The following is a 26,561-nucleotide window of genomic DNA, read 5'->3' as shown; positions in this document are numbered from 1 at the left end:
GTTCAGGGCAAATACGCATAGGGAGTGTTTTCAATGAGGCAGCTGACGGAGCAGGACAGGGAAAGAATCCTTGAGTACATCGCCCGGGAGCCGGAGGTCAATATCTTTATTCGCGGCGACATCGAGAATTTCGGCGTCCAATGCCGGGAGGTGAGCGTCTGGGTCAACGAAGCGGGCGGGGCGTGGGACAGCGTGGCGCTGCGCTTTTTTGACGACTTTGTGGTTTACAGCCAGACCCCGGGGTACGACGCCGCCGCTGTCGCGGCGCTATTAAAAGCGCAGAATGCGCAGATGATCTCCGGGAAAGCGGCCGTTGTCGCCCGCTTGGAGGAATATTTCCCCGAGCGGCGCCTGCGCTCTATGGTGCTGACGAAATGTACCACCGTCAAAGAGGCTTTCGCTGTCTCCGGCGATATCACGCTCCGGAAGCTGGCGCCCGACGACGCCGAGGACATCGTCGACCTGATGATGCAGATCGACGAGTTCAGGCAGTCCTACGGGGACAGGGCCGTCTCTATCGCCAAGACCAGAACAAACCTCTCCCGCGGGGGGACGTACTTTGGCGCCTATACAGGCGGCACGCTCGTCTCCTCCGCCTCCACGGGCGCCGAGAATTCCATGAGCGCCATGGTCGTGGGCGTGGCCACGCGCCCAGGCTTCCGCGGGCGGGGGTACGCGTCCGCCGTCGTGTCAAAGCTCTGCGAGGCGGCCTTTCAGGCGGGCAAAGAGTTTTTGTGCCTTTTCTACGACAATCCGCAGGCCGGGCGTATCTACAACAGGATCGGCTTCGACCCCTGCGAAGAGTACGCCCTGTTCAAGTAAACCAGCAAAAAAAGTCACCGTAATCGGTGACTTTTTATTTTGTTTCAGGGGAAAATATAACAGACTTTTAACGGTGATTTGATTGACGGCGGGGCGGCGCTATTTTAAATTAAAACTGATGTCGGATACGATGCGAAGGTGCTGTTTCAAAGGGGCGCGTATGAGAAAAATCGTTAACGGAAAAACGTATAACACCACGGCCGCGCGGCTTGTCGGCGAGTGGCGCAGCATGTCCAGCGCCCGGAATTCCGACTGGTGCCACGAAATGCTGTTTCAGACGGACGGCGGCGAATATTTCCTGTGGGGCTGTGGTGGGACGCTGAGCGCATATAAAACGGCGGGTGCCGTGACGCGGAGCTCAAGAGCCGGGATCACGCCGCTGAGCCTGGAGAAGGCCATGGCGTGGGCAAGGGTGCACCTGAAGCACGCGACCTATATCAAAGAATTCAGAAAATACGAGCAGGTTGCCTGACGGTATTATAAAAGTGGCTGCCTCAGAATTGATATTCTGAGGCAGCCACTTTTTAATTCTCTGTTTTTGCGCTGAGGTCGGATATCTCCAGCCGGATGTTCTGGGACTGCGCCGCCTCTTTTAAGAGCTGTACCACCTGATCCTTATTGGTGTTGATGAGATCGGCCGTCAGCTGGTCCTTCGTCGCCGGCGGGAGCTTTTTCAGGATCATTTTTGCCATGGAGGCCGGCATGCCGTTGGACAGGAGCATCGCCACCGGGTTGTCGGACTGGCGCAGCCGCTCCGTCATGACGGGCAGGAACTGCTCGATCAGGCTGTCGTAGTCGATATCCTTCAGTTCAATTTCGATTTTGATCATATAACCAGCTTTCCTTCGATGCGTCTCAGTCCCTCAGCGGGACGCCCTTGCCGTCGACGGCGATGCTGCCGGTGAGGATCAGAATACCCTCGACGAGGCCCCAGATGCCGGTGATAACGGTGCCGAACCCCAGGGTCAGGACCGTGATCAGCAGCTGTGCCACGGCCTTGCCGGTGTAGCCGAGATAAAAGTTATGTATACCAAGGCTGCCGAGAAAAATGCCAAGCAGGCCGGCGGCAAGCTTTGACTTCTGCTCGGGCCCGTAATACGCGTACTGAGGCGGCAGCGCGATACCGCAGCGCGTGCAGGCGTATGCGCCCGGCACGGTCTCCGCGCCGCAATTGGGGCAGAAGCGCTCGCCCGTGCCGTTCTGATAGCCGCATTTGACGCAGACGGCGGCGTTCGGGTCGATCTGGTTCCCGCAATTTCTGCAATACATCGTCTTTCCTCCTGTAATTCGTCAAAGCCAGATTAACATCCCGCGGCGGCCCTGTCAAGTTCATAAACCTTCCTCAGACTTAGCTTTTCGGGAAGGCCGGAGAAGTGGTCTATTTTAATTATATATAACGGCTGCAATAAAAATGTTCCTTATGGTTGGAAAAGACGGCGGTATTTATGAACGGTGCCGCAACGGCCTTAAAAGCACGTTAAGATATGTCAGCCCGACAAGAACGCACAACGAGATGAGCGCATACCTGCCCGATACCGGATACCATACAAACAAATAGCGCCATGTTACCCCGCCGAATGCCAGGCTGGGCAACTCATACAGCGCCGCGCCAATCGCCAGGAAGAGCGCGGTGAAGAAAATGATTTTTGCCGTGTGCCTTTCGCCGGGCTGTTTCGCGGCAATATCCCCCCGGAAGCTCCGGAGCCTGCGTATAAGGCGCTCAAAGCTTATCAGGTCAGCGCATACCGCAGCGAACAGGACGAAAACGCAAATCGTATCCACCATCCCGTAAAAATCGCCGACGCCGGCCGGCGCGGCCCGATGCGCCAGCAGCGCCATGACAGACTGCGCGATGTCGGCCGTATACGCGGAATTCATGTTGCACAGCACCGCCACGCCCAGCTTCTCGGATGGGCGAAAATCGATAAAAGACGAAAAATTCGGATTCGATCCGCTGTGGAGAATCTCCGTTCCGTCCCGGTCACACACAATCCAGCCGGCGGCATAGGACATATTTTCGCCAAAAGGCGGAACGCTCAGGTCCGGCGTATGGGACGCATTGATAAGATCAGGGCTGAGCGCCGCCGCCGGCAAGGTTCCGAGCTGGAGCTTCAGCCATAGGGCCATATCGTCCGCGCTTGAAACGATGTAACCGGCGGGTTTGTTACCTTCATAGGCCGGCGCTTTATCGTACAGCGGCGAGAAAAATCCGATTTTATATCCGGCGGCCGTTTCTTCAGGCTTCAGTTGGCTTTGGTACAGATATGTATGATGAAGCCCCGCAGGCTCGAGGACGTATTTCTGGATATAGTCCTCGTAACGCATGCCCGAGGCATACTCTATCAAAAGGCCGAGGATATCGTAGTTGATTGTGGCGTATTCGTATTTTTCGCCCGGAGGACTGTCAAGCTCCGACCCGGAAAACGTTTTGACCGTGCTTTCTATCGCGCCGCCGCTCTCGTCGTCCGATTCGGGGATTCGCGCAATCGTTCGCGCGGGGATTCCGCTCGTATGGTGCAAAAGCTCCCCGACGGTAACGTCCGCTTCCTTCCCCCCATCATAAAATTTGAGCCAGGGGATATAGGACGCGATGCTGTCGCCGAGGTCAATGACACCGTCCTTTTGCAGCTTCAGAACACCCAAGGCCGTAAAGGCCTTACTGTCCGAGCCAAGCTGAAACAGCGTCCCGCTCGTGGCCGGCGACCCGATGCCAATGTCGGCATAACCGTATCCGGCCTTGAACAGCGTTTCGCCGCCGCTGACGGCCACGACGGATAATCCGGGTATTTTGCCCCTGGTCATTCCGTCAGTGATCACCTTTTCGATCTCCCGGACAAGCGGGGGCACGCCCCCGTCTAAACTGTCGGCAATCTGGCCGTCATTGGCGCTGATAAGCTTCTTATGGACAAAAAAGATATCGGATTTGAACAGCAGCAGTAAAAAAGATGCGAGGCACGTCAGAAAAATACATAAAATAATATAAATTTTTCTCGCGGTTGAGCTTTTCATAGACTGTCCCCCGTCATTTTGTAAGATCGGCTTTATTGTACCGGCGGCATCGACGGCATGCCATCGATGCATCTTACAATATGGCGGGGGATCATTACATTTTTGTTAGCCGAGGCTGTTATTGCATCGCCGGCTGAAAATTCTGCTGCTGCTGTGTAATGATTTCCTGCCGCCCTTTTTCCGTCTGTTCCATCTCTTTCGGGCTCAGGATATACAGCAGTTGCTGCAGCTCGCCCACATGCTGCCGTTCCTCGTCGGCAATGTGGTTGAGCACTTTTTTGACGCGCTCGTCGTTCGTGCTCATGGCGTGCGCCTCGTAGCCGATGATCGCCTCCAGCTCTCCGGCCAGATCGACGCGGATGGCCTGCGCCAGCTCCTCGGGGGTCAGCTGCTTCGGCGAATTGCCGACAAAGGGGTTTCCAAGCAGTGCCACAACTATCACTCCTTTCCTTTTTTTATAGCATCTGCCGGCAGACGGAAAATATGTATGCGCCCGGATACCGGCCGGGCGCAATAATTTTTGAAAATTAACGCGATACCGTAGAATAATAATCCTTGTTGACATTTGGTATGAATCGTGTATCATTGTATTAATCATATAATACAATAGGCGGCCGAGGGCGTCCTGGCGCTGCCGCCTGCCTCTAGCCGCGCGCCTCTATTTTAACAGTAATTTAATATTTGCCGCATCCGCGTTCCATTCACAAAGCACAATAACTATGTTACAATCAATTGAACAAGCGATCAATGAAAGGTTTGGTTTACCTCCATGGGCGATAAAGACGAGAAAAAGAAAAAGCATAAGGACAACGAATTTGGTGCCGGCGGGACTCTGTCGACATTGGAACCCGGCGAAATGAGCGATACCGAAGCAAGCGCCGGGGCCGGACTGCCGGACCCCGGGTTCCCGGAGGCCCCGCGGAAAAAGCGGCGGCGGGGCTGGATCATCGCCGGCGCCGTCGTTCTGGTACTGGCGCTTTTAATCGTTCTGCCCCGGCTGCTCGGGCTCGGGCGGAATATGACATCCGCCGGCGGGCCGGAGACGTACACCGTCCAGCGCGGCGACATCACCGTGACCCTCAGCGGCAGCGGAACGCTGGAGCCGGCCGACTCCTATACGGTGACGTCCCTCATCACCGGCGATATACTCACCGCCCCCTTCGAGGAGGGCGACGTTGTCGAAAAGGACCAGGTCCTCTACACCGTGGACAGCTCCGACATCAATAACGGCATCCAGCAGGCCCAAAACAGTGTCAGCGACAGCCAGTACAAGTACGACAGCGCCTTAAAGCAGGCGGACAGCCTGCGGCTGAAAGCCGGCGGGGCGGGCACGGTGACCACGGTGAACGTGCAGCCCGGCGACACGGTCCAGGCCGGGCAGGCGGTCGCCGTCATCCAGGACAGCGCCACCATGCGCCTGAAGGTCCTCTTCCAGAGAGATGTCGCCAGGAGCTTTGCCGTGGGCGCGCGCGCCGACGTGACGCTCGACAGCAGCAACGAGACGTACGCCGGCACCATCGCGGAGATCGGCGGCGTCGATCAGGTGCTCACCGGGAACGTCATCGCCCGGGAGGTGACGGTCACGCTGGCAAACCCCGGCGCCATCGCGCCCGGCCAGACCGCCTACGTGTCCGTCGGTGGGAAGTACGGGCTGCAGAACGGCACCTTTGAATACAATTATGAGGGCAGCGTCACCTCGACGATATCCGGTACCGTTGCGTCGGTCAGCGCGAAAGCCGGCAGCCGCGTGACAAAGGATCAGGTCGTCGTCACACTGCGGAGCGACACGGTGGACCAGCAGGTGCAGAGCGCGAAAAGCGCGCTGGAAAACGCGCAGCTCTCCCTTGAAAGCCAGACCAACAAGCTCTCAAATTACACCATTAAGTCCCCGATCGCCGGCACGATCGTCGAAAAGGACGTCAAGGCGGGCGACACGCTGAACACCGGCGTCGTCCTGTGCACGGTGTTCGACCTGTCGCATCTCACGCTGACGCTGAATGTGGACGAACTGGACATCAAAAAGGTTCAGCCGGGCCAGGCTGTGACGCTCACCGCCGGCGCCGCGGCGGGGACGGAATATACCGGCACCGTGACCAAAATCAACATTAAGGGGACGACGAAAAACGGCGTTACCTCTTATCCCGTCACCATCCAGATCGATAAGGCGGAGGGGCTTCTGCCGGGCATGAACGTGGACGCCAAAATCGTCGTCAGCTCCATGAAGGACGTGCTCACGGTCCCGGTCGGCGCCGTGCTGCGCAACAATTTCGTCCTGCTGAAAACAGGCGACAGCCAGAAATCGACGGAGCCGGGCGTCCCGGCGGGCTACAGCTATACGGAGGTCACACTGGGGCCGTCCAACGACACCGACATCGTGATCACCTCCGGGCTGCAGGAGGGCGACGTCGTGGCCCTTATGGACAACACGCCCACGTCCTACGACTACAATCCCTTCGAGCCGGCCAGGGGCCAGTCGGCGGGCAGCGCTGAAACCGGCGGGAGCCAGGATCAGGCCCCGCAGAGTGCGGCAGGTGTGGCCGGATGACGCCGCTGATCGAGTTTCGCAATCTCTATAAGATCTACAGGATGGGGGACAACATCGTCCGCGCCGTGGACGGGATCAGCCTCGGGATTTATCCGGGGGAGTTCGTCGCGATCGTCGGGCAGTCCGGCTCCGGCAAATCCACTTGCATGAACATCATCGGCTGCCTGGACGTGCCGACCTCAGGCGAGTACCTCCTGAACGGGCAGAATGTGGGCCGGATGGACGACAACGCCCTGGCGGAGGTCCGCGGCCGGATGATCGGCTTCATCTTCCAGCAGTATAATCTGCTGCCGAAGCTGAACGTTCAGGAAAACGTCGAGGTCTCGATGATGTACGCCGGCCTGCCCAGAAAGGTCCGCGCCGAGCGCGCCCGGGAGGCGCTTGCCCGGGTGGGCCTCGCCGACAAGCTGCAAAACCGCCCCAACCAGCTTTCCGGCGGCCAGCAGCAGCGCGTGTCGATCGCGCGGGCCCTGGTGGGGCGGCCGTCCGTCATCCTCGCCGACGAGCCCACCGGCGCGCTGGACTCGAAAACAGGCCGGGAGGTCCTCAGCCTGCTGCAGCAGCTGCACCGCGAGGGCAACACCATCGTGCTCATCACCCATGACCCCTCCATTGCCGCCGAGGCGCCGCGCGTTATCCGCCTGGCCGACGGCAGGGTGGTGTCCGACGGGCCGGCGGAAGAATCGCCCACCGGCAGCGTGAAGGGGGGCGAGTAGATGCGTCTCTACCAGTCTTTTCTCCTGGCGCTGAAAAACATCCTCACCAGCAAGGTCCGCGCCATGCTGACCATGCTCGGCATCATCATCGGCGTTTCCGGCGTCATGGTGATCATCGGCATGGGCAATGGCATGGAAAACTACATGAAGAGCAGCTTTAAAAGCCTGGGGACGGACCTTTTAAACGTCACCATCATCGGCACCGGCACCTCTAAAAACGTCGGTGTGGACGACATGTATCAGCTCGTCTATGACAATCCCGCGTACCTCAAGGACATCACGCCCTCCGTTATGGTCCCCGGCAGCGTCAAGATCGGCAGCGCGTCGCTGGATTCAACGTCCGTGAGCGGCGTCTCGGAGACCTACGCGGCAATGAAGAAATATGGGCTGGCCGGCGGGCGCTTTCTGCGGTACGCGGACGTCGAAAGCCGCAGCAGCGTCTGCGTCGTCGGCAGCTATATCACGAAAATGTGGTTCAACGGCGACGCCGTCGGGAAAACGATCCGGCTGAACGGCACGGCCTTCACCATCGTCGGCGCGCTGGAAGAGCAGTCGGAGAGCGAGGAGGGCGGCAGCGACGACGCCGTTTATATCCCATACTCCACCGCCGCCAGAATGACGTCCACCGGCACGATCACAAGCTACAGCTTTCAGATCGTATCGGAGGACGACGTGGCACAGTCGAAGAAGATCGTCGGCGACGCGCTGTATAAGGTGTACGGCACGAAGGACGCTTATTCCATCATCAGCATGTCCGAAATGCTCTCCATGATGACGACGATGCTGAACGTGCTGGTCACGGTCCTGGCGGCCATCGCCGCCATCTCGCTGGTCGTCGGCGGCATTGGCATCATGAACATCATGCTCGTCTCCGTCTCGGAGCGGACGCGGGAGATCGGCATCCGCAAGGCGCTGGGCGCCAAGCAGCGCCACATCATGCAGCAGTTCGTCATCGAGGCGGCCACCCTGAGCGCCCTCGGCGGCCTCGTGGGCATCGGCTTCGGCTATCTCCTCTCGGCGCTGGCCACCGTCATCCTGAAGCAGGTCCTGGACCCGAATCTGGCCGTCGTGCCGTCGCTGCCCTCGATCCTCATCGCCTTCGGCATCTCCGCCGCTATCGGCATCCTGTTCGGCTACCTGCCTGCCAGAAAAGCCGCGCGCCTGAATCCCATCGACGCCCTGCGGTACGAGTAAAATATGCGACCTAACGGCCGCGAAAACAGACAAGAAAAGCCTCCGGGCTTAAAATGCTATGCTGCCCCCAGACTGAACAGTGTTTTTTGTTTCACTGTCCTATCTGGGGGCAGCATAGCATCAGCCGGAGGTTTTGGCGATGCCTTTTAAGTTTAAGAGGCTCTCGAGAGCTCAAAATACGTGCCGCCGGCGGCAAGGATCACCGTGTTTTTGTCCTTGACCAGCAGCGTGCAGCCACCGGCGCCCTGCGGGCCGCCCACGTCGACGGCGTCCACCGAATCGGCCGTGATTCCCAGCTTGTCAAACGTCATCCGGTAGCTTGTCATAAAGTCCTCGGCGGACAGGGTCGATTCCGTATAGTCCGGGTCGCTGGCCGTTACGACGCCGGCGGACGGCGTGTCGTTATAATAGCTGGCCTTGTCGGACGAGAAGCTCACGCTTTTTCCGACGAGCTTCTCGGCGTCGTCCTTGCTGTACGTTCCGATCCCGTAGGCCAGCACGCTCTTAACCGTCCACTCACCATAATAAGCCTTTTGCGCGGCCGCGGGCACCGGCCTGATGGAGGGCTCCAGCCCTGCCGTGGGCGCCGGGGCGGTTGAGGGGGCCACGTTGCCCGGACCGTCCGTGGGCGCCGGCGCTGCGGACGTCGGCGCGGACGGGCTTTCGGGGCTGACGTCGGCGCCGGTGCCATCGGCGGAAGGGGAGGGCGGGGCGCTCGGCGATTCCGAGGGGGTTCCCGCGCTGTCGGAGGACGGGCTCGGCGCCGGCGCGCCGGTGTTTGTGCTGCAGCCGGTGAGTCCGGCAAGGCCGACAACGGCGATAAGGAGAATGGCCAGGACCGTTCCCGTCCATTTACTCCGCTTGAAATTACTGATCATAGTAAGCCTCCTTTTTGTGCTTGACTTGTTTTTTGATATTCCGGCGGTCACCGGGACGAAATTCGATTCGGAAAGCAGCCGCACGAGCTTGAGGATCGTGCCGCCGTAGAGCAGGCGCTCCTCGGGGCGCAGGTATTTCAAGACCTCCGCGTCGCAGGAGATTTCACAGTCCTCGTGGATTTTGTGAAAGGCGTACCACACGAGCGGGTTAAAGAAGTACACGGCCTGCAAAGCCGTCAGCAGCCAATTGACCGCAATGTCCCCGCGCTTGAAGTGCGACAGCTCGTGGAGAAAGATGTACCTGACCTCGTCGTCGCCCAGCGTGCTCAGATAAGTGCCGGAGACGAGTATTTTCGGCCGCAGCAGGCCGTACAGCGACGGGGTCCGCTTTTCCCCCGACGTCAGCAGGGGAATGCGGCGCCGGATGTTCAGGGCGGCCCGGCAGGACTCCAGAATCCGGTCGATCCGCTTATCCCGCAGCGGCCTGTAGCGCCTCCGCACGTTTCCGGCAAAGGCAATGTTGACGACGGCGGTATAAAGCACCAACAGGCTCACGCCGGACAGCCACAGCAGCGCGGCGATTTTTATGACAGGAACGTCTCCGGCCGTCTCGGCGCCTTGCGAGGGCGTGCCGCCGCCCTCGGCCGGCGTCTGGCCAGACAGGCTGCCGGGCTGCGCGTTGACATCCGCCGTGCCGCCCGTGGGGGCCGGGGGCGCCGTTTCGTTAATCAGCGGGTTTTGAAGCGCGCCTACCGTTTCCGGCATGGGGAGGTTTATACTGGAGGCCGCGCCGTAAATCAGGCTGTAAACGCTCATCGGGCTTTGCACCTGAAAGGGTACGAGAAGGCGGATGAGCAATAAAGCCCATATGTAGTACTGCCATTTTGGGCTGAGCCCTCTCCGGAAGAGCCTTTTGACCGCCAGCAGGAGGACAATAAGCAAGCTCGCCGTGGCCCCGAGATAAAGCACGTCCTTAAACAGCCAGATCACGAAATTCATTCCGGCCTCCTTTTCTTTTGCGCGTCAAGGAACGCCTGCAGCGCGTCGATGTCCTTTTCGGTCAGGCTGTCGTTGCCGATAAAGTTTTTCAGCAGCAGATTGACCGAGCCGTTAAAGCATTTTTCCAGAAAGGACGCCGTCTCCTCCCTGACGCACTCCTGCTCGGATACGGCCGCGTAGTACGCATAATACGTCTTTTCCTTTTTTGCCGTCACCGCCCCTTTGGCCACCAGACGGCGCAGCAGGGTGTGTATCGTTTTCGGGTTCCAGTCCGTCTCCCGCTCGAGCCTTTCGGCAATCTCGCCGCCCGACATGGGGGAGCGGTCCCACAGCACCCGCATGACCTTCCATTCGGCATCAGATATATTGTTCATCGCATCCTGCCTCCTCGTATTACATATGTACTACGTGATGATATTACAGGTGTAATACGGATTTGTCAATAGCCAATTGCAAAAAGTTATTGCAGATACTATCCTCAACGTATATAATAAAAATTGTAATCGTTACAATTTTTTGATTCTTAATTCACTTCTAAATACAATATATAAGATAGGCAGCGATTCAAATGGACCAAACTTTTGATATCCTGATCAATGAATTGAGAAGGAAAAATATTCGGCTCTCACACCGCAGGTTAAAGGTTTTAGAGTTTTTGTACCAGAATCGGCAGCATCCGACCGTCGACCAGATTTTTGTCGGCATACAGAAAGAAGTGCCTAATTTATCTAAAACGACCGTCTACAACATACTCCATACCCTGGTAGGTGCCGGGGTGGTCAGAATAATAAATATTGAAGACAATGAAACCCGCTATGATATCAAAACTGGCGATCATGGGCACTTTAAGTGCGAAAAATGCGGCGCGATTTTCGATTTCAATATAGATACCGATGCTCTTGCAACCGATAAATTGGCCGGTTTTAAGGTAACTGACAGAAGCGTATATTTCAAAGGCGTTTGCCAAAAGTGCCTTGTAAATATAAATAACAACGACTAAGGAGGGAAACTTTGTGCAAGAAGAAGGAAAATGCCCTGTGACAGGCATGTCGCGGCATGCCGTCGCGGGCGGGGGCACGTCCAACCGTGACTGGTGGCCAAACCAGGTGAATCTCAAGATTCTGCACCAGAACTCAGATTTAAGCAATCCCATGGGGACGGACTTTAACTACGCGGAAGAATTCAAGAAGCTCGACCTGGGCGCTTTGAAGAAAGACTTATATGCGCTTATGACGGACTCGCAGGATTGGTGGCCTGCCGATTATGGCCACTACGGCCCCCTGTTCATCCGCATGGCGTGGCATAGCGCAGGTACATACCGCATGGGCGACGGCCGCGGCGGCGCAGGCCGCGGCACCCAGCGGCTGGCACCCCTCAACAGCTGGCCGGACAACGTGAATCTTGACAAAGCGCGCCGTTTGCTTTGGCCGATCAAGCAGAAATACGGCAGGAAGATATCCTGGGCCGACCTCATGGTCCTCGCCGGCAACTGCGCGCTGGAGTCTATGGGACTCAAGACCTTCGGCTTCGGCGGCGGCCGTGAGGACGTTTGGGAGCCGCAGGAGGACGTTTACTGGGGGGCCGAAACCGAATGGCTCGGCGATAAGCGCTATTCCGGCAAAAGGGACCTCGAGAACCCGCTGGCCGCCGTGCAGATGGGCCTGATCTATGTGAATCCGGAAGGGCCCAACGGCAAACCCGATCCGGTCGCCTCCGGCATCGATGTCCGGGAGACCTTTGCCCGTATGGCCATGAACGATGAAGAGACCGTCGCGCTTATTGCCGGCGGGCACACCTTTGGCAAGACACACGGTGCCGGCCCTGCGGCCCATGTCGGTCCGGAACCCGAGGCCGCCCCCATCGAGGAACAGGGGCTCGGCTGGAAAAGCAGCTTTAAGAGCGGCAAAGGCGGCGATACGATCGGCAGCGGCCTCGAGGGCGCCTGGAAACCACACCCGACAAGATGGGATATGGGCTATCTGAACACGCTGTTCAAATACGAGTGGGAGCTGGTCAAGAGCCCGGCAGGCGCCAATCAGTGGCTGGCCAAGGACGTGGGGGAAGAGGACATGGTGGTTGACGCCCATGACCCGTCGAAGAAGCATCGGCCCATGATGACAACGGCGGACCTCGCCCTGCGCTACGATCCTGTTTACGCGCCGATCGCCCGGCGTTATCAGCAGAACCCCGGCGAATTTCAGGATGCCTTTGCCCGGGCGTGGTTCAAGCTGACCCACCGCGACATGGGGCCGCGTTCGCGTTATCTCGGCCCTGAGGTACCGGCGGAGGAACTGATCTGGCAGGACCCGGTGCCCGCTGTCGATCATGAATTGATCGACCAAAAGGATATCGACAATCTCAAGGGTAAAATCCTGGCTTCGGGCCTGTCCGTGGCCCAGCTCGTTTCAACCGCCTGGGCGTCGGCCGCCACCTTCCGCGGCTCCGACAGGCGCGGCGGGGCGAACGGGGCGCGCATACGTTTGGCGCCGCAGAAGGATTGGGAAGTCAACGAGCCGGCGAAGTTAAATACGGTGCTGCAGGTCTTCGAAAAGATCAGGGATGAGTTTAACGGCGCCCAGACAGGCAAAAAGAAGGTTTCGCTGGCCGACCTGATCGTTCTCGGCGGCTGCGCCGGTATTGAGCAGGCTGCCAGGAATGCGGGCTGTGATATCGCCGTGCCTTTCGTGCCGGGACGCACGGATGCATCCCAGGAGCAGACCGACGTGCAGTCGTTCGCGGTGCTTGAGCCGAAAGCGGACGGGTTCCGCAACTATACCCGAATTAAAACCTCCGTCTCGGCGGAGGAGATGCTTGTTGACCGCGCACAGCTGCTGACCCTGACCGCTCCGGAGATGACGGTCCTGCTTGGCGGACTGCGCGTCCTGAATGCCAATTACGGCCAGTCGCGGCACGGCGTCTTTACCAAAAAACCGGAAACACTGACGAACGACTTCTTCGTCAATCTTCTCGATATGCGCACGGCGTGGAAGCCGACGCCTGAGGACAAGGATGTGTTCGAGGGGCGTGACCGCGCCACGGGCGAGCGCAAGTGGACCGCGACGCGTGTCGACCTCATTTTCGGCTCCAACTCCCAGCTTCGGGCTGTCGCGGAGGTCTACGCCTCCGGGGACTCTCAGGATAAGTTTGTCCGGGACTTTGTCTCGGCCTGGAATAAAGTGATGAACGCCGACCGTTTTGAGCTCGCCTGAATCGTGTTGAGGCGATACTGAGCTTTGAGAAAAGGGGCAGTGACAGCTGCCCCTTCGTTCTAAGTGGAATGCTGCGGGAAAATGCTATTCATAAATCTTCGGAGGTTTGATGCCATGGTGTTTACAGGCTTGATCATCGGGATCGCCGCTTTTTTGATCATTGGGGTATTCCATCCAATAATTATAAAATGTGAATATTACTTTACGGATAAGGTCTGGCCCGTATTCCTTGCAATTGGTATTATCGCGGTTGCGGCGTCCTGTTTCGTTCATTTGATTATCGTGTCGGCAATTTTGGCAATCTTCGGCTGCACCTGTCTGTGGTCCATCATAGAATTGAAAGAACAAAGAGAACGTGTAAAAAAAGGGTGGTTTCCCGCAAATCCAAAACGCCGCCCCCGCAGCTTGAATAAGGATACGTCGTCATGTTGTAAATAAAATTTCACGCCGCTAATAGATCCAGCCGGGCGTATAAGCATGAGGCTGCTCCGCAATGCAGAGCAGCCTCTAGTAAATTCGCTATACCTTTTTCTTTACCGCATACCACAATTCAACATAGCCCATGTCGGAGTCCCCGCTGTATACCTCGAGGTTTATACCGTTCGCCTGCTCGTATTCGGCGGTAGGAAGCCATTCAGAATAAAAGCGCTTATTCAAGTTATCGACGACTTCGACAACCTTGCCCCATTTAAATTTTTTAGACGGGAATATAACCCACGTGTACGCCGGGATATCTGTGACGGTATATCCGTCAATCCTGCTGTTTTTGCTCCTGAAAGCACACTGCATATACACGAATGTACCGGGTTGTGTTTGTTTATAATCGCATACCCCGTGTATCCTGCATAAGTCGGGGCTGACAAACGGCGGCAAATCGCCGGCATCCGCTGCGAGCTTTTCATATGCACCGTTTGCGTGATTTTGGTTCCACATCTCATGCGGATTACTCTGATGCACAGCGTTATCATGCAGAATATCTGCCTTCAGGCCGCTGCCGTCTGTTTTAAATATGCCTTCATAACCAAAAACCTGAAATGCCTCTTTGCTTTCAATGCGATAATCCATTTCTTTCTCTCCTTTGATTGAAATTTGGAAAGAAATTCTTGGATATGCCTTTAGCGTTACACTGCCGGCGCGCGCTTCCGTCGGCGTAACTCCATGGAGTGTCTGGAATGCCCGCGAAAATGAAACAGGCGAATCGTAACCATATTTTAAGGCCAGATCAATCACCTTGACATTGCTGCTTTGCAATTCGATTGCCGCCAGTGTCAACCGTCTTCTGCGGATGTATTCGGTGAGCGAAATATCAGTAATGAACGAAAACATCCGATAAAAGTTGTAAGACGAACAGCAGGCAATCCGCGCCAGCGCCTCTTGATCGATCTCGCCTGTCAGGTTATCTTCCACATATGCCAGCGCCAGACTCATACGGGTTAATAAATCCAAGAATCTCCCTCCCTTCAAAAAAAGTATAGACGGGAGACAAATCGTTGTCGCAACATTTTAAGCCGGGTTTTGTATGGCCTCATATTATTATCATAATGTCAGTTTGGTGCAGGGCGTGTCTTTCCCAAGACGCTTTGCGTCTAAAGGAGCGGCGGTCTGACGTGCGCGCAGGAGGGCCTCGTCAACGGAGTGCACGATCTTATTGGTCCCTTGGTTTATAGCAGCTCCGCCATAATATCCCGGCGTGTCTTTTCATAAAATATCATGCGCCACTCCACATCCTTCGCCGGCTCAAAATGCAGCGCAGAGCAGGCAGCCCGGAGCTTACCCTGATTGCCGTTTCCGAGAACGATGGCGGCCGCCGCATCCGCGCTGCCGATGATACCGATGCAGCAAACGTCACCGGTTGCCTGCGGCGCCCTTGGGTCGGTGTGCTTTTGCCGGGGCCGGTCGCCCGGCGCGCAATCCTCGACCGTAAAGGCTTGATCCGGGAGGTCGGGCGAGAGCGTGTAGCTCATCATGATAAGGTGCCTTGGGAACTCCAGATCGGGGTCGTTGAAATGCTCGGCGGACAGCTCCCGCCGTTCATATTCCCGCACGGTCAGGAGGAGACTCTCCCCCGTGGACGGATGTATAAGCGCCATTTGCGCACCGGGCAGCGATACCCGGAAACGCGGCCCCGGTATGGATACAGGCTCTCGCGCCAACCTCACGCCGAGCGTTTTGATTTGCGGCCTGCGCTTCGTTTTCCAGGGGAAAGCGCCGCGCCAAACGACATAGCCTTGCCCGAGGTCAAGCCCATAGTGCCGCATGACGCTCCACGCCTCAAGGCCGTTGCCCTCCGGCAGGCAGGGGTTCCAGCAGAGGCCGCAGCCATGCGAGCTGGAAAGCTCGGCGCCGTTCAGCACAACCGTCGGATTTATATTGACAGCCAGCGGGTTTTCCGCGTCGATTCGCATCCGCCGCTCAACGGTAAGCCCGGCGCCGCCGCCGTCGGCGGAGAGGTTCCATTGCTCCGGAAAGGCGCGGATTCGCTCCGCTGGAACCTGCAAGCAGAAATCGACAATCAAGCCTTTTCCACAGGCGTAAATCGCCGGAACCGTCCAGACCTCATCCTCCCAGGCGATTTGCCTGTTCAGGGAGATTTCCGTTCCCGCCCTTTCGCGGCCATGATGCCCCCAAAAGCTCCCGTCAAAGTAAACCTTCCATTCCGGTATGGGGGAGTCGGCGTGAACGGCGTCATAGTAGTCCTCCGTATAGGGGATGGTGCGGTAATCAAACCCGTCCTGCAGGGCTTTGATGTAGGCAAACGGCTGCGCCATGGGCGTAAGGGACATCTTTTCCCGGAGGATATGAAGCGCTGCCGATTGCTCGTCCGCAGGGGCGTTTTTCCTCAGGAATTCATCAAACTGCTCCTGCTCCCAGCACCACGCCTGTTCCAGCGCCGCGGTATGGCCGCAAGCCAGCAAAAGCCTCAGAAAATCCTTGAAATCCCGTGCCAGCGGATGCACATAGCTGCCGCCGGGTGCGTTCATTGGGCTGACGGCAAATACCATCTCTCCAAAGCCGCGCACAAAGCAAAAATGAATACCGTCAACACCGGCCCAGCCTATGATGCCTGCACCCTCGGGAGTACAGAAATAGTTGTTTTCGTCCGCTCCCCGCTCCAGGCCGATAAGGGAACCGTCAATATTCAGTTTTAGATATTCTTGATAAATCGTTTCCATTACCGCCGTCCATTCTGCTTCTATGTATTTTTTGATTAATTGAAATTTACCGCGATTCAGGATTACATCATCGAAACTTCCCGTTACTACAGAGGCTGTGTGAAAACGTCTCGAATTCTTCAATATGCAGGAATATTATGGTATAATATAGGTGACAACAACGACAGGGGGCTGATCACCTTGGAGCGGTACAAATGCAGTGAAAACCGGAATCAAATCAACATGCTGCCAATGTGTTTGGATGATATGCTCACAGGAGACGCCGAAGTAAGAGCATTAGATGTGATCGTCGAAAAAATGGATATCCCGTCGATGGGCTTTACTCATTCAGAGACAAAAGAGACTGGCAGAAAGCCATATAGCCCAGTCGATATGTTTAAGCTGTACGCATACGGCTATTTCAATGGAATTCGCTCAACTAGAAAGGTCGAACGTGAATGCTATCGAAATATTGAAGTCATGTGGTTAATCAATGGCTTAAAACCAGACTTCAAAACTATTGCAGATTTCCGGAAGAACAATAAAGGGCCAATAAAGCAAGCTTTTCACAAATTCAGTATGATCTGCGATGAACTAGGCTTGATTGGGAAAGAAATGATTGCTGTTGACGGCAGTAAATTCAGAGCCAGTAACAGCCGATTTTCCTATCACAGCGAGAAAAAGCTTCAAAAGAAAATAGAGCATTACAATAAAGTAGCTGAAGGTTATCTGCTATTACTGGATCAATATGATGAGCAGGAAAACGATTGTGTGACACCCAAACTGAATCGGTCTGAAATTGACGAAAAGATAAAAGGTGTCTACAAACGGTTGGACGAGCTCAGGGAATTGGAACAGACGGTAAAAATAAGCGGTACGATTTATGAGACGGACCCCGATTCCAGAATGATGCAAACCAATAACAAAGGCTGTGACATATGCCATAATGTACAAATTGCAGTTGATGATAAGAATCATATGGTCGTGGCCGTGGATGTGACGAGTGAGCCAGTTGATAAAGAGCAATTACACAACATGTCATTACATGCTAAAGAAGAACTTGGCGTTGAAACAATTACAGTAATTGCGGATAAAGGATATTATTCGGCACAGCAGTTTGCGATGTGCAAGGAAGACAACATCATTCCGATTGTCGCAAAGGCCGATCGTTCCTTTATGGCTGCGACGAAAGAGTACGAGAAGTCTAAATTCAATTATGATGAAAACCAGGATGGATATATTTGTCCACAGGGCCACCTACTAAGGCCATATCAGCACAGGAAAAAATACACGCAGGAAACGGACTTCAAGCGGTATCAAAACTTTGAAGCGTGCTCAAATTGCCCGGTAAAGGAAAATTGCAGTAATAATGAAAAGGGCAGGACGATACAGGACAGGCCATTTCAGCGAATAGCTGATGAAGTAGACCGAAGGACTGAACAGTTTGCGGATATGTACAAAGTCCGGAAGCAAACTGTAGAACATCCTTGGGGAACAATTAAAAGAGCTATGGGGTTCTCATATTTTCTGACCAGAAGGACAGAGAATGTTAGAACAGAGTCATTGCTGTCTTTTATAGCGTATAACATGAGAAGAACAATAAATATCATTGGAACCAAGCAATTGATAAGGATATTGCAGGGGTAATTCCACCCTTTCAGCATCTCATTTTGAATTTTTCGCCAGTTAGTCGGAATTATATGATGCTTAAGGCTGGTTTGTGTAGGGTTTTCACACAGGCTCTACAATAAGCTGAAGTTGAAATACGCCATTGTAAGTATAACATAAAATTAGGCTAAAACAGATACAATTTTCCATCTGTTTTAGCCTGATAAACCATGGAAAAGCACTGCAAATAAACTTTCATGCGAGCGGGAGCGAGCCGCGCGGAGTCGCGCGTCAAATTCGGAGCGCAGCGGAGAATTTCCGCAGAGCGAATTTACTTCGCCCGAGAATGTTAAATCAATCGGGTGGAGCCGCCGCAGGCGGCGGAACCCAGAAAGAAGAGGCAAAAAGATTTTATCTTTTTGCCTCTTCTTTCTGGTGCCGGTGTTCTACGGAATTTAATCAAAAAATCCAGTAAAATCAATGGCCTATGGGCAGGCAATGAGCAGTATTTACGACCGAAAACTTATAAGCTAATAGCGTTTTATCACTGTCCTGTTCCTTGATAGACTAGGATTTCAAGAAATGAGGACAACAGGGAACCGTTCGTTACCAGTTCAAAACGGGGCCCTGGCCCTGCCCCGTCTCGGTCAATTCTGAGTGCCTGCAAAACCGCCATCTTACAATGCCGCTCCGGCTGCATCTTCACGTCGTACTCCACGCCGTTGACTGTCATACCACGGTGTAGCTCGCGTCCAAAGGCTCTGCATGGGCGTTTTGCATCAGGTAATCGTGAAGCTGCTCATATTGCTGTGCTTTTAACTGCCGTATAATCATAAAACGCATCCTTTCATTGACGTTCTCCGACATTGCTTGAAAGGTCCCGCGGCGCATGACGCTACATTATTTGCCCTCGGGCATCTGTCGGGCGGGGAAGCGGCGTATGCTTTGGTTGGTGGCCACCACTTCCTTTTATAGTACCCATGAGTACTATAAAAATCATAATACTATAGAATTGTGATAAAGTCAATAGTATCAAAAGGTACTATTGAAAGGAATTAATACACATGTATTTTCCTAGACTAAAGGATCTGAGAAGCGATAAGGATTTATTGCAGAAGGATATTGCCAAAATACTTGATATAAGTCAGACTGTTTACTCCAGATACGAAAGAGGATTCCAGACCATACCAGTTGAACATTTGATAACTTTGGCAGATTTCTATGATACTTCTACAGATTACGTTCTGGGCAGAACAAACCAAACGAGGCCATATAAAAAATAAGAAATTGAAAATTAAATTGGTTTTGTGATTATTTGGATATTTTTCAATTTACCTGTCGTTTTGCAGCGTCGCTCAGTTTTACGTTGGAGTGGAAATAGGGCTTGCTGCCCACAAACCATCATGAATGCAGGTATAGTAGGAGATCGCTGACAAATGCCACAGTCTTTTTGATGGAGCAATAGTGGGAAAAAATGTCCGGCAAATACACGCCGCGAGTGTGGGTCGCAAGTGTTTTGGCCTTAGGCCAAAACCTTGCCATAGGCGGAATTCACTTCCGCTGAGGATGTCAAATTAAACAGGTGGAGCCGCCGCAGGCGGCGGAACCCAAAAAGAAGAGGCAAAAAAATTTGCTTTTGTTCTAAACATGCTCATAATCTTATTACTCCATAATAGACAACTGTTACTTTTTACTTGAATACCAAGTTGTTATGAAATCATTTATCTCATTTGCGGGCATTACCAAAGAATATCTGAAATTATCAAAGATATCACGGCCACCGCCTAAAACAATCCCCGCCATTTCTGATTGCTTATTTAATAAAACACTTCCACTACTACCGAAATTATCATAGGCGGATGTTTTGATTACTAATCGCTGATTCTCTCCGTTTGCATCGCCAAATTTGACTGGTTTTTTTGAAATAATCGTACCATAAGTGATTTCATTTCTTCCTTCATTCAATGGACTGCTAATAATCGCAACTTGATCTTTAAAAGCCGGGGTGTTTGAGGCAATATTTAATATTCCAAAAGAATCGCTGCAACTAAATCTAAGGATAGCAAGATCATACTCCTCATCAGAATAAACCACTTCTGCTATAGGTAAAGTCTTATAATAGTCTCTTAACCCTATATGTTGTTCTTGCTGTGCAATGCGTTCATTATATGTTAAATCATCATAAGGGAGAACATATAGGTGTGTTGGATTGTTGTCTACGGCGTGCAGAGCCGTAAGTGCATAATATACTCCATCGGCCTCAGAAAAAACCACGCCACCAAATCCAGCGCCATAGCTAAATGATTCGGCGTCTCCTGATATTGTTGCAGTTTCACTAACAATATACAAGGTTGAGGATTTCACCTCATGATTAATTATTTCTTCGAAATCTACATTCTTTCTTGTACGACATATGTAATCATATAAAAAAGAACTTCCTATAATGGAGATACATACAACAGCACTAATTACAATGCTTACAATGCTTATTGTCTTTTTGCTTTTCCTTGATAATCTTTTTTCCACAGCTACTTTCGCTCCCTCCTTGCATTGCATATTATCCGCATTATATAAATAATCAGCAGCTTGCCTTTTGCCGGGTATTAAGCGGTTTTAAGGTTATAATACCATGTTTTCTGATATAAGAAAGACATACCTTCCCCTTGGCGGAAAGGTATGTCTTTCTGGTGCCGGTGGCCGGACTCGAACCGGCATGCTGTTGCCAGCGGCGGATTTTGAGTCCGCTACGTCTACCGATTTCATCACACCGGCGCGATGAGTGCACACATTATACATCACGGCGGTGCGAAATTCAAGATGCTGTTGCACAATCGAAAATAAATCATGTCTTTGGAATAAATGGAGAAAAATGTAACGAACTATACAAAATCTACAAATAAAACTGGCGATTTTCTATTCAACTTGGTGCGGAAAGAGACGATAAACCCTATAAAGTGACTTAAAGGAGTAATCGAATGAAGACGTGGTTTGCCAATTTAAAAATCGCGCGGAAGCTCATGCTGGGATTTCTCATGGTGACGATACTCGGGATCATTGTCGGCGTCGTCGGCATTATCAATGTCTCGTCGCTCTCTCAAAGCCAGCAGGCGACATACAACGAATGCACGATGGGCATTTTGTATTCGGAGCAGGCGAAAAGCGCCTTCCTCGATATCCGTGTGGCGATCAGGGACATGTACATCAACTATGGCCTGGATAAGACGCAGTATTACGACAGGATAGCGGCGGACCAGAAAACGATCGACGACCTGCTGTCGCAATACGGACAGGGGCTTTCGACAGACGAGGACCGGCAGATTTTCGGCACGATGCAGACGTCGTACGAGGCCTATAAGGGCGTCATTGACGAGCTGGTCGATACCGCCAAATCGGACAAGCCGGGGATGATCTTCCTGAGGACGCTGGAAAATTCCCAGGAGGTCGCCAACAGCGCTTCCGAAGGCTTTGAAGCCGTGGCCCAATACAACCAGCGGATGGCCAGCGAGCAGATCGCCCGGGATATGGCCTCGGCAAGGCTCGCCACGTACGTGCTGATCGGCGTGCTTGTCGCATCCGCCGCCCTGGCACTGGTGATAAGCACCGTCATATCGGGCGGCATCAGCCGGCCGATGCAGAAGTTTGCCGCGTTTGCAAAGCTGCTGGCGGACGGCGATATGGAAGTGGACAAGGTGATCGGCGAAAAGGAGAAGCTGCTTTATTTGAGAAAAGACGAGGTCGGGGTTCTCGCCGCCTCGTTTGACAAGGTGATCGCCAGTACGCTCGAGCTGACAGAAAAAACGAAAGCGGTGGCCGAAGGGGACCTGACGGTGGAAATGACGGTCCGCTCGGAAGCCGATGTCCTCGGAATGGCGCTGACAGACCTTGTGGAAAAGTTCCATATGCTCACCTCATCCATCATCACGGCGGCGGATCAGGTGGCCTCGGGCGCGGAGCTGGTTTCAAATTCCAGCCTGGAGCTGTCACAGGGCGCCACGGAGCAGGCCAGCTCCGTCCAGCAGCTGACGGCGTCCCTGGAGCAGGTGGCTTCCCAGACGCAGATGAACGCCCGCAGCGCCGAGGAGGCCAACGGCTATTCAAAAGAGGCCAAGAAAGAGGCCGAAAGCGGCAACAGGCAGATGGCGGACATGCTCCGCGCCATGGACGAGATCAACATCTCGTCAAGCAGCATCAATAAAATCATCAAGGTCATCGACGATATCGCTTTCCAGACAAATATCCTGGCGCTGAACGCCGCCGTCGAGGCCGCGCGGGCCGGACAGTACGGCAAGGGCTTTGCCGTCGTGGCCGAGGAGGTCAGGACGCTGGCGGCAAAATCGGCCCAGGCGGCGAAGGAAACGACCGATTTGATCGAAGGCTCCATCCATAAGGTGGAGACCGGCACAAAAATCGCCAACGAGACGGCGGACGTGCTGGCCAGGATCGTCGCGCAGGTATCGAAGGTGGCGGACCTGATCGAGGGGATCACCGCGGCGTCCGATGAGCAGGCGGCGGCCATCGAGCAGATCAATCAGGGCGTCCAGCAGGTGTCGCAGGTGGTGCAGAGCAACGCCGCCACGTCGGAGGAGAGCGCGGCGGCCAGCGAAGAGCTGTCCAGCCAGGCCGCCGCCCTGAAAGAAAGCGTCAGCGTGTTCAAGATCCGGCTGGGTCACAGCGCGCCGCCGGCGGACGATGAGGACGCGGCGATTCCCGTGAGGCTCGCGGCTGTCTCTGCGGGCGGGACCGAATTCGGAAAATATTGATCTAATAACAAACACCGGGGCTTCATTAAGAAGCCCCGGTGTTTTCGCGCGGTAAAACGAAAGGCGGACGTTTGTCCGCCTTTCCGCATATGTCATTGTCTCGGGGCGCGTCAGAAAACGATGACGGGCTTCAGCACGCCGCCGGTGTGGCTGTCCTCAAACGCTTTTTCGATCTCTTCGAACTTATAGTACTTGCACATCTTGTCGACGGGCAGCTTGCCCTCTTTGTAAAATTTCACGAGCTCGGGAATGAAAACCTTCGGATTGCTGTGGCCCTCGACGCAGCCCGCGAAGGTGACGCTCGGGTTCATGATCTGCGGCTCGAGCTTGATCGGCACTTCCGCGTTGGCGGTGACGCTGACGGTGACCGCCAGACCCTCCTTCGCCATGGAGTCCAGCATCGAAACGGCGAGCGGCGGCTGACCCGAGGATTCCAGCGCGTAGTTGACGCCCTTGCCGCCCGTGATCTCCTTGATTCTCGCGACGGTGTCCTCCTTGCGGCCGTTGATTGTGTGGGTCGCGCCGAACGCGAGCGCTTCCTCGCGGCCTTTCGAGCCGTGAATGGCGATAATCGTGGAACAACCCGCGATCTTCGCGGCCATGATCCCGGCCAGTCCGACAGCGCCGCAGCCGAATACCGCGATGCTTGAGCCCGGGCGGGGCTTCATGCGGTTGAGAACCGCGCCGGCGCCGGTCTGTACGCCGCAGCCCAGCGAGCAGAGCGCTTTGAGCTCGTCGGTGTCCACGTCGACCTTGATGGCGTTGTCCTGGTTGGCGACCGCGTAGGTGGCGAAGGAGCTCTGCCCGAACAGCACGCCGATTTCGGTGCCGTGGGCGTCGGTCATACGCTTTGTGCCGTCGCGGTAGTTGCCGCCGAAAAACATATTGAAGTTATCGTCGCAGGAGTAGGGGTGGCCTTCCTGGCAATGCTCGCACACGCCGCAGGAGGGGAACGTCAGGATGACGCGGTCGCCCGGCTTCAGCGCCGATACGCCCGGCCCGACCTTTTCGATGACGCCGACGCCCTCGTGTCCCGCCACCATCGGGAAGACGACCGGCAGATACTGCTCGATGACCGCCGTATCCGTGTGGCAGATGCCGCTTGCGACCAACTTGACCAGGACTTCGCCGGCCTTGGGTTCAGCGAGTTCTACCGTTTCAATTTCGAATTTGCCTTTTTCGCGCGTGACAGCTGCTTGAACCTTCATTCTGTTGTTTCCTCCGTATTATGTAAATTTTCTGTTAACGTAATACAAATTAGGGCGCGCATCCGCCCTCAGACATGACAATTATACAAATAATTCTAAGTAATTTCAATCTCAATTGCAAAGAAAATATAATACTACCAATCTCGTTGTAAATATGCTAAAATATATCGATATATTATATCTATATTTCTAAGGAGGAGGCAGGCGCGATGCATCGTTTCGGAAGATATGCGGCGGCAGTATTGTGCCTGCTTTTTGCCGTCGTCGCTCTGTCGGGCTGCTTCAGCATTACGGCCAACGAGCTGTACAGCCTGCCTCAGCCGTCGAAGGAATTTCTCAAGCTCCAGGAGCAGATCAATACGGTGCTGTCGACAGGCGCCGAGTATTCGCCGCCGACGGCCGGCCCGAACCGTCAGTCCGTGCAGCTGAAGGACCTCAACAGTGACGGACAGAACGAGGCCATCGCGTTTTTCAGGACGACGGGGGACAAGCCCCTTAAAATTTATATTCTCCAGCAGTCGGGCGCGACCTATAAGACCGCCGACGTGATCGAAGGCGACGGTACGGGGATCGAGAGCATCCGCTACGCCGACCTGGACGGCGACGGCACCATGGAGCTCATTGTCGGCTGGCAGATGGGCGCGTCGCTGACGCACATGAACATTTATTCCATCAAGGGCGGCCAGCATGTCTCCCTGGCGGACGACGACTATACGCAGCTTTCTGTCAGCGACATGGACAACGACGGCAATCCGGACGTTATGGCCGTTCGGCTGCCCTCCTCCGAGCAGCCCGGGCAGGCGGATATGTATTCCCTCCGGGCCGACGGCGAGGTTGACGCCAAAACGGCCCAGCTGTCAAAAGGCATCGAGTCCATTTCCTACGTCATAAAGGGCAGGCTCCTGGACGAATCGCCGGCCCTTTTCATTGAAAGCAGCGGCAGCGGCAAAACCGTCGTCACGGATATCCTGACCTGGGTCAACGGCGGCCTGTATAACATCACCGCCGACACATCCGGCGGCGTCAGCAAGGACACCCTGCGCAGCTACGCGGCATACAGCACCGACATCAACAACGACAAAGTGACGGAGGTCCCCTTCCCCAGGCTGCTGGGGTCTTCCGCGGATACGAAATATTACGTTATCGACTGGTATGCCTACAACAAGTACGGGTACCGGAGCAAGGTCTTTACGACATACCACGATTTTTCCGACGGCTGGTATCTCATCCTGCCGGACGACTGGAAAAGCGCGGACGACTGGAAAAACATCTCCGTCCGGCGCGACGATTCCGTCGCTGGCGAGAGGACGCTGATTTTCTCGTATATTTCCGCCCCGGGCGAGACGCCGATAGAGTTCCTGAAAATTTACACGCTCTCCGGCGACAACAGGTTCGACAGGGCGGCAATGGCCGGGAGATTCAGGCTGGAGGAGCACGGGGACGGGGATATGGTTTACGCCGCCGAGATTCTGGCGTCGGTCACAGGCATCACCGCGGACAAAACGCAGATCATAAACGGCTTCCGGCTCCTTTACTCGGACTGGGCAACGGGCATCATTTCCTGAAAACTCTTAAACAAATTATAAAAATTTCATCGATACGGCATTTATTATGGCGGACAAAGGAGGATATGCATGAAAAAAGTCCTTGTACTTGAGGATGAGACAAGCATACGCAGTTTTGTGGTCATCAACCTGAAGCGGGCGGGGTATGAGGCCATCGAGGCCGGTACCGGCGCGGAGGCCTTCGAACAGCTGAAGGCCAATCCCGACATCAAGGTTGCCATATTGGATATCATGCTCCCGGACATAGACGGGTTTGAGGTGTGCCGCAAAATCAGGGCCTCCGATCCCCACATCGGCATCATCATGCTGACGGCCAGGACCCAGGAGATGGACAAGGTCACCGGCCTCATGACGGGTGCCGACGACTATGTGACAAAGCCCTTTTCCCCCGCCGAGCTCACCGCGCGCATCGACGCCTTGTACAGGCGTACAGGCGGCACGGAGCAGTACGACACCGGGGAGATCGTCCAGGGCCCCTTCCGTCTGAACACGCGGAACAGGACGCTGGAAAAAAGCGGCGTCCGCATCAAGCTGACGCAGGTGGAATACGCCATTATGAAAATGTTCATGGACAACCCCGGCAAGGCCCTCTCCCGGGAGGACATTCTCAACACGGTCTGGGGGCGCGATTACTTCGGCGAGCTGAAGATCGCCGACGTCAACATCAGGCGGCTGCGCATCAAGATCGAGGACGACCCGACGAATCCGAGCTTTATTACCACGGTGTGGGGCTACGGCTACAAGTGGGGATTATAAACAACCCACCCACCCGCCCAATATCAAGGTATAGGGGCCTGCGGCCCCTATGACCCCGCAATGGGGCAAAGCCCCAAACCCCTTCGGGGCTTTGCCCCGGACCCCGTTTAAGAGGCCGTAGGGCTCGTCCAGACCCGCCG

At 54.8% G+C, this 26,561-nt stretch carries 23 protein-coding genes, 1 tRNA gene and 1 pseudogene; 13 read left to right on the top strand and 12 right to left on the bottom strand.

Going from position 1 to position 26,561, the window contains the following annotated elements; translation table 11 throughout:
• The first annotated feature begins 33 nt into the window (after nucleotides 1-33).
• Both BUB60_RS14515 and BUB60_RS14510 read left to right on the top strand, forming a co-directional pair.
• Nucleotides 34-822 carry a GNAT family N-acetyltransferase gene (locus BUB60_RS14515; protein WP_073080479.1) on the top strand — a complete coding sequence of 263 codons (789 nt, stop codon included), beginning with the start codon at nucleotides 34-36 and terminating at the stop codon, nucleotides 820-822.
• A gap of 160 nt (nucleotides 823-982) precedes the next feature.
• Complete coding sequence (locus tag BUB60_RS14510) at nucleotides 983-1,294, top strand: hypothetical protein (RefSeq protein ID WP_073080477.1); 312 nt, start codon at nucleotides 983-985, stop codon at nucleotides 1,292-1,294.
• A gap of 52 nt (nucleotides 1,295-1,346) precedes the next feature.
• On the opposite strand, the gene BUB60_RS14505 is transcribed toward BUB60_RS14510, so the two are convergent.
• The 4 genes from BUB60_RS14505 to BUB60_RS14490 all read right to left on the bottom strand — a co-directional run bounded on the left by BUB60_RS14505 (nucleotide 1,347) and on the right by BUB60_RS14490 (nucleotide 4,264).
• Nucleotides 1,347-1,652 carry a hypothetical protein gene (locus BUB60_RS14505; RefSeq protein ID WP_073080475.1) on the bottom strand — a complete coding sequence of 102 codons (306 nt, stop codon included), beginning with the start codon at nucleotides 1,650-1,652 and terminating at the stop codon, nucleotides 1,347-1,349.
• Between the two features lie 25 nt (nucleotides 1,653-1,677).
• Nucleotides 1,678-2,091 (bottom strand): TM2 domain-containing protein, encoded by a 414-nt coding sequence (locus BUB60_RS14500; protein WP_073080472.1) that lies wholly within the window; start codon nucleotides 2,089-2,091, stop codon nucleotides 1,678-1,680.
• Nucleotides 2,092-2,265: 174 nt separating this feature from the next.
• Nucleotides 2,266-3,831, bottom strand: a complete 1,566-nt coding sequence (locus BUB60_RS14495; RefSeq protein WP_073080469.1) for a serine hydrolase domain-containing protein — start codon at nucleotides 3,829-3,831, stop codon at nucleotides 2,266-2,268.
• A gap of 118 nt (nucleotides 3,832-3,949) precedes the next feature.
• Nucleotides 3,950-4,264, bottom strand: a complete 315-nt coding sequence (locus BUB60_RS14490) for a demethoxyubiquinone hydroxylase family protein (protein WP_073080467.1) — start codon at nucleotides 4,262-4,264, stop codon at nucleotides 3,950-3,952.
• Nucleotides 4,265-4,600: 336 nt separating this feature from the next.
• Between BUB60_RS14490 and BUB60_RS14485 the strand changes: the two genes are divergently transcribed.
• From BUB60_RS14485 to BUB60_RS14475, 3 genes are read left to right on the top strand one after another with little or no spacing between them, the layout of a single operon-like run.
• On the top strand, nucleotides 4,601-6,376 hold the full coding sequence (locus tag BUB60_RS14485) for an HlyD family efflux transporter periplasmic adaptor subunit (RefSeq protein ID WP_073080464.1): 1,776 nt from the start codon (nucleotides 4,601-4,603) through the stop codon (nucleotides 6,374-6,376).
• Nucleotides 6,373-7,092: an ABC transporter ATP-binding protein gene (locus tag BUB60_RS14480; protein WP_073080463.1), complete on the top strand. Its 720-nt coding sequence runs from the start codon at nucleotides 6,373-6,375 to the stop codon at nucleotides 7,090-7,092. The genes BUB60_RS14485 and BUB60_RS14480 overlap by 4 nt, the downstream gene beginning before the upstream one ends.
• Nucleotides 7,093-8,286 (top strand): ABC transporter permease, encoded by a 1,194-nt coding sequence (locus BUB60_RS14475; protein WP_073080460.1) that lies wholly within the window; start codon nucleotides 7,093-7,095, stop codon nucleotides 8,284-8,286.
• A gap of 152 nt (nucleotides 8,287-8,438) precedes the next feature.
• On the opposite strand, the gene BUB60_RS14470 is transcribed toward BUB60_RS14475, so the two are convergent.
• Nucleotides 8,439-10,163 (bottom strand): M56 family metallopeptidase, encoded by a 1,725-nt coding sequence (locus BUB60_RS14470; RefSeq protein ID WP_073080457.1) that lies wholly within the window; start codon nucleotides 10,161-10,163, stop codon nucleotides 8,439-8,441.
• The gene (locus tag BUB60_RS14465) at nucleotides 10,160-10,537 is read right to left on the bottom strand and encodes a BlaI/MecI/CopY family transcriptional regulator (RefSeq protein WP_073080454.1); all 378 of its coding nucleotides are present in this window, start codon (nucleotides 10,535-10,537) and stop codon (nucleotides 10,160-10,162) included. The genes BUB60_RS14470 and BUB60_RS14465 overlap by 4 nt, the downstream gene beginning before the upstream one ends.
• Nucleotides 10,538-10,731: 194 nt before the next feature.
• On the opposite strand from BUB60_RS14465, the gene BUB60_RS14460 reads away from it, so the two are divergent.
• The 3 genes from BUB60_RS14460 (at nucleotide 10,732) to BUB60_RS14450 (ending at nucleotide 13,810) form a co-directional block, all read left to right on the top strand.
• The gene (locus BUB60_RS14460) at nucleotides 10,732-11,163 is read left to right on the top strand and encodes a Fur family transcriptional regulator (protein ID WP_073080451.1); all 432 of its coding nucleotides are present in this window, start codon (nucleotides 10,732-10,734) and stop codon (nucleotides 11,161-11,163) included.
• 13 nt (nucleotides 11,164-11,176) lie between these two features.
• Entirely contained in the window at nucleotides 11,177-13,372 is a 2,196-nt protein-coding gene (gene katG, locus BUB60_RS14455) for a catalase/peroxidase HPI (protein ID WP_073080449.1), read from the top strand.
• A 114-nt stretch (nucleotides 13,373-13,486) separates the two neighbouring features.
• Complete coding sequence (locus BUB60_RS14450; protein WP_073080447.1) at nucleotides 13,487-13,810, top strand: DUF4491 family protein; 324 nt, start codon at nucleotides 13,487-13,489, stop codon at nucleotides 13,808-13,810.
• 81 nt (nucleotides 13,811-13,891) lie between these two features.
• On the opposite strand, the gene BUB60_RS14445 is transcribed toward BUB60_RS14450, so the two are convergent.
• The 3 genes and pseudogenes from BUB60_RS14445 to BUB60_RS14435 all read right to left on the bottom strand — a co-directional run bounded on the left by BUB60_RS14445 (nucleotide 13,892) and on the right by BUB60_RS14435 (nucleotide 16,545).
• Nucleotides 13,892-14,818: an AraC family transcriptional regulator gene (locus tag BUB60_RS14445; RefSeq protein WP_073080445.1), complete on the bottom strand. Its 927-nt coding sequence runs from the start codon at nucleotides 14,816-14,818 to the stop codon at nucleotides 13,892-13,894.
• Between the two features lie 99 nt (nucleotides 14,819-14,917).
• A pseudogene (locus BUB60_RS14440) lies at nucleotides 14,918-15,028 on the bottom strand (LUD domain-containing protein); the annotation flags it as partial.
• Between the two features lie 5 nt (nucleotides 15,029-15,033).
• Nucleotides 15,034-16,545: a hypothetical protein gene (locus BUB60_RS14435; protein WP_073080442.1), complete on the bottom strand. Its 1,512-nt coding sequence runs from the start codon at nucleotides 16,543-16,545 to the stop codon at nucleotides 15,034-15,036.
• Nucleotides 16,546-16,725: 180 nt separating this feature from the next.
• Here BUB60_RS14435 and BUB60_RS14430 point away from each other — a divergent pair, with 180 nt between their 5' ends.
• Nucleotides 16,726-18,171 (top strand): IS1182 family transposase, encoded by a 1,446-nt coding sequence (locus BUB60_RS14430; protein WP_143162370.1) that lies wholly within the window; start codon nucleotides 16,726-16,728, stop codon nucleotides 18,169-18,171.
• Nucleotides 18,172-19,196: 1,025 nt separating this feature from the next.
• Nucleotides 19,197-19,415: a helix-turn-helix domain-containing protein gene (locus BUB60_RS14420; protein WP_073080440.1), complete on the top strand. Its 219-nt coding sequence runs from the start codon at nucleotides 19,197-19,199 to the stop codon at nucleotides 19,413-19,415.
• Between the two features lie 400 nt (nucleotides 19,416-19,815).
• Here BUB60_RS14420 and BUB60_RS14415 read toward each other — a convergent pair whose 3' ends face one another.
• Nucleotides 19,816-20,658, bottom strand: a complete 843-nt coding sequence (locus BUB60_RS14415) for a S1 family peptidase (protein ID WP_207650774.1) — start codon at nucleotides 20,656-20,658, stop codon at nucleotides 19,816-19,818.
• A 159-nt stretch (nucleotides 20,659-20,817) separates the two neighbouring features.
• Nucleotides 20,818-20,904 (bottom strand) — tRNA-Leu (locus BUB60_RS14410).
• Nucleotides 20,905-21,107: 203 nt separating this feature from the next.
• Between BUB60_RS14410 and BUB60_RS14405 the strand changes: the two genes are divergently transcribed.
• Nucleotides 21,108-22,892: a methyl-accepting chemotaxis protein gene (locus BUB60_RS14405; RefSeq protein WP_073080436.1), complete on the top strand. Its 1,785-nt coding sequence runs from the start codon at nucleotides 21,108-21,110 to the stop codon at nucleotides 22,890-22,892.
• Nucleotides 22,893-23,002: 110 nt separating this feature from the next.
• Here the strand turns inward: BUB60_RS14405 and BUB60_RS14400 are convergent, their stop codons facing one another.
• Nucleotides 23,003-24,100, bottom strand: a complete 1,098-nt coding sequence (locus BUB60_RS14400; RefSeq protein ID WP_073080433.1) for an NAD(P)-dependent alcohol dehydrogenase — start codon at nucleotides 24,098-24,100, stop codon at nucleotides 23,003-23,005.
• Between the two features lie 209 nt (nucleotides 24,101-24,309).
• Here BUB60_RS14400 and BUB60_RS14395 point away from each other — a divergent pair, with 209 nt between their 5' ends.
• Together BUB60_RS14395 and BUB60_RS14390 are read left to right on the top strand one after the other, a co-directional pair.
• Nucleotides 24,310-25,665: an FG-GAP repeat domain-containing protein gene (locus BUB60_RS14395; RefSeq protein ID WP_143162369.1), complete on the top strand. Its 1,356-nt coding sequence runs from the start codon at nucleotides 24,310-24,312 to the stop codon at nucleotides 25,663-25,665.
• A gap of 69 nt (nucleotides 25,666-25,734) precedes the next feature.
• Nucleotides 25,735-26,421, top strand: coding sequence for a response regulator transcription factor (locus tag BUB60_RS14390; protein WP_073080431.1), 687 nt, complete (start codon nucleotides 25,735-25,737; stop codon nucleotides 26,419-26,421).
• Nucleotides 26,422-26,561 lie beyond the last annotated feature (140 nt).

This window comes from Sporobacter termitidis DSM 10068, assembly GCF_900130065.1.
GTDB lineage: Bacteria > Bacillota > Clostridia > Oscillospirales > Oscillospiraceae > Sporobacter > Sporobacter termitidis.
The sequence above is the reverse complement of the archived record's forward strand: the minus strand, read 5'-3'. Positions and strand labels throughout refer to the sequence as shown.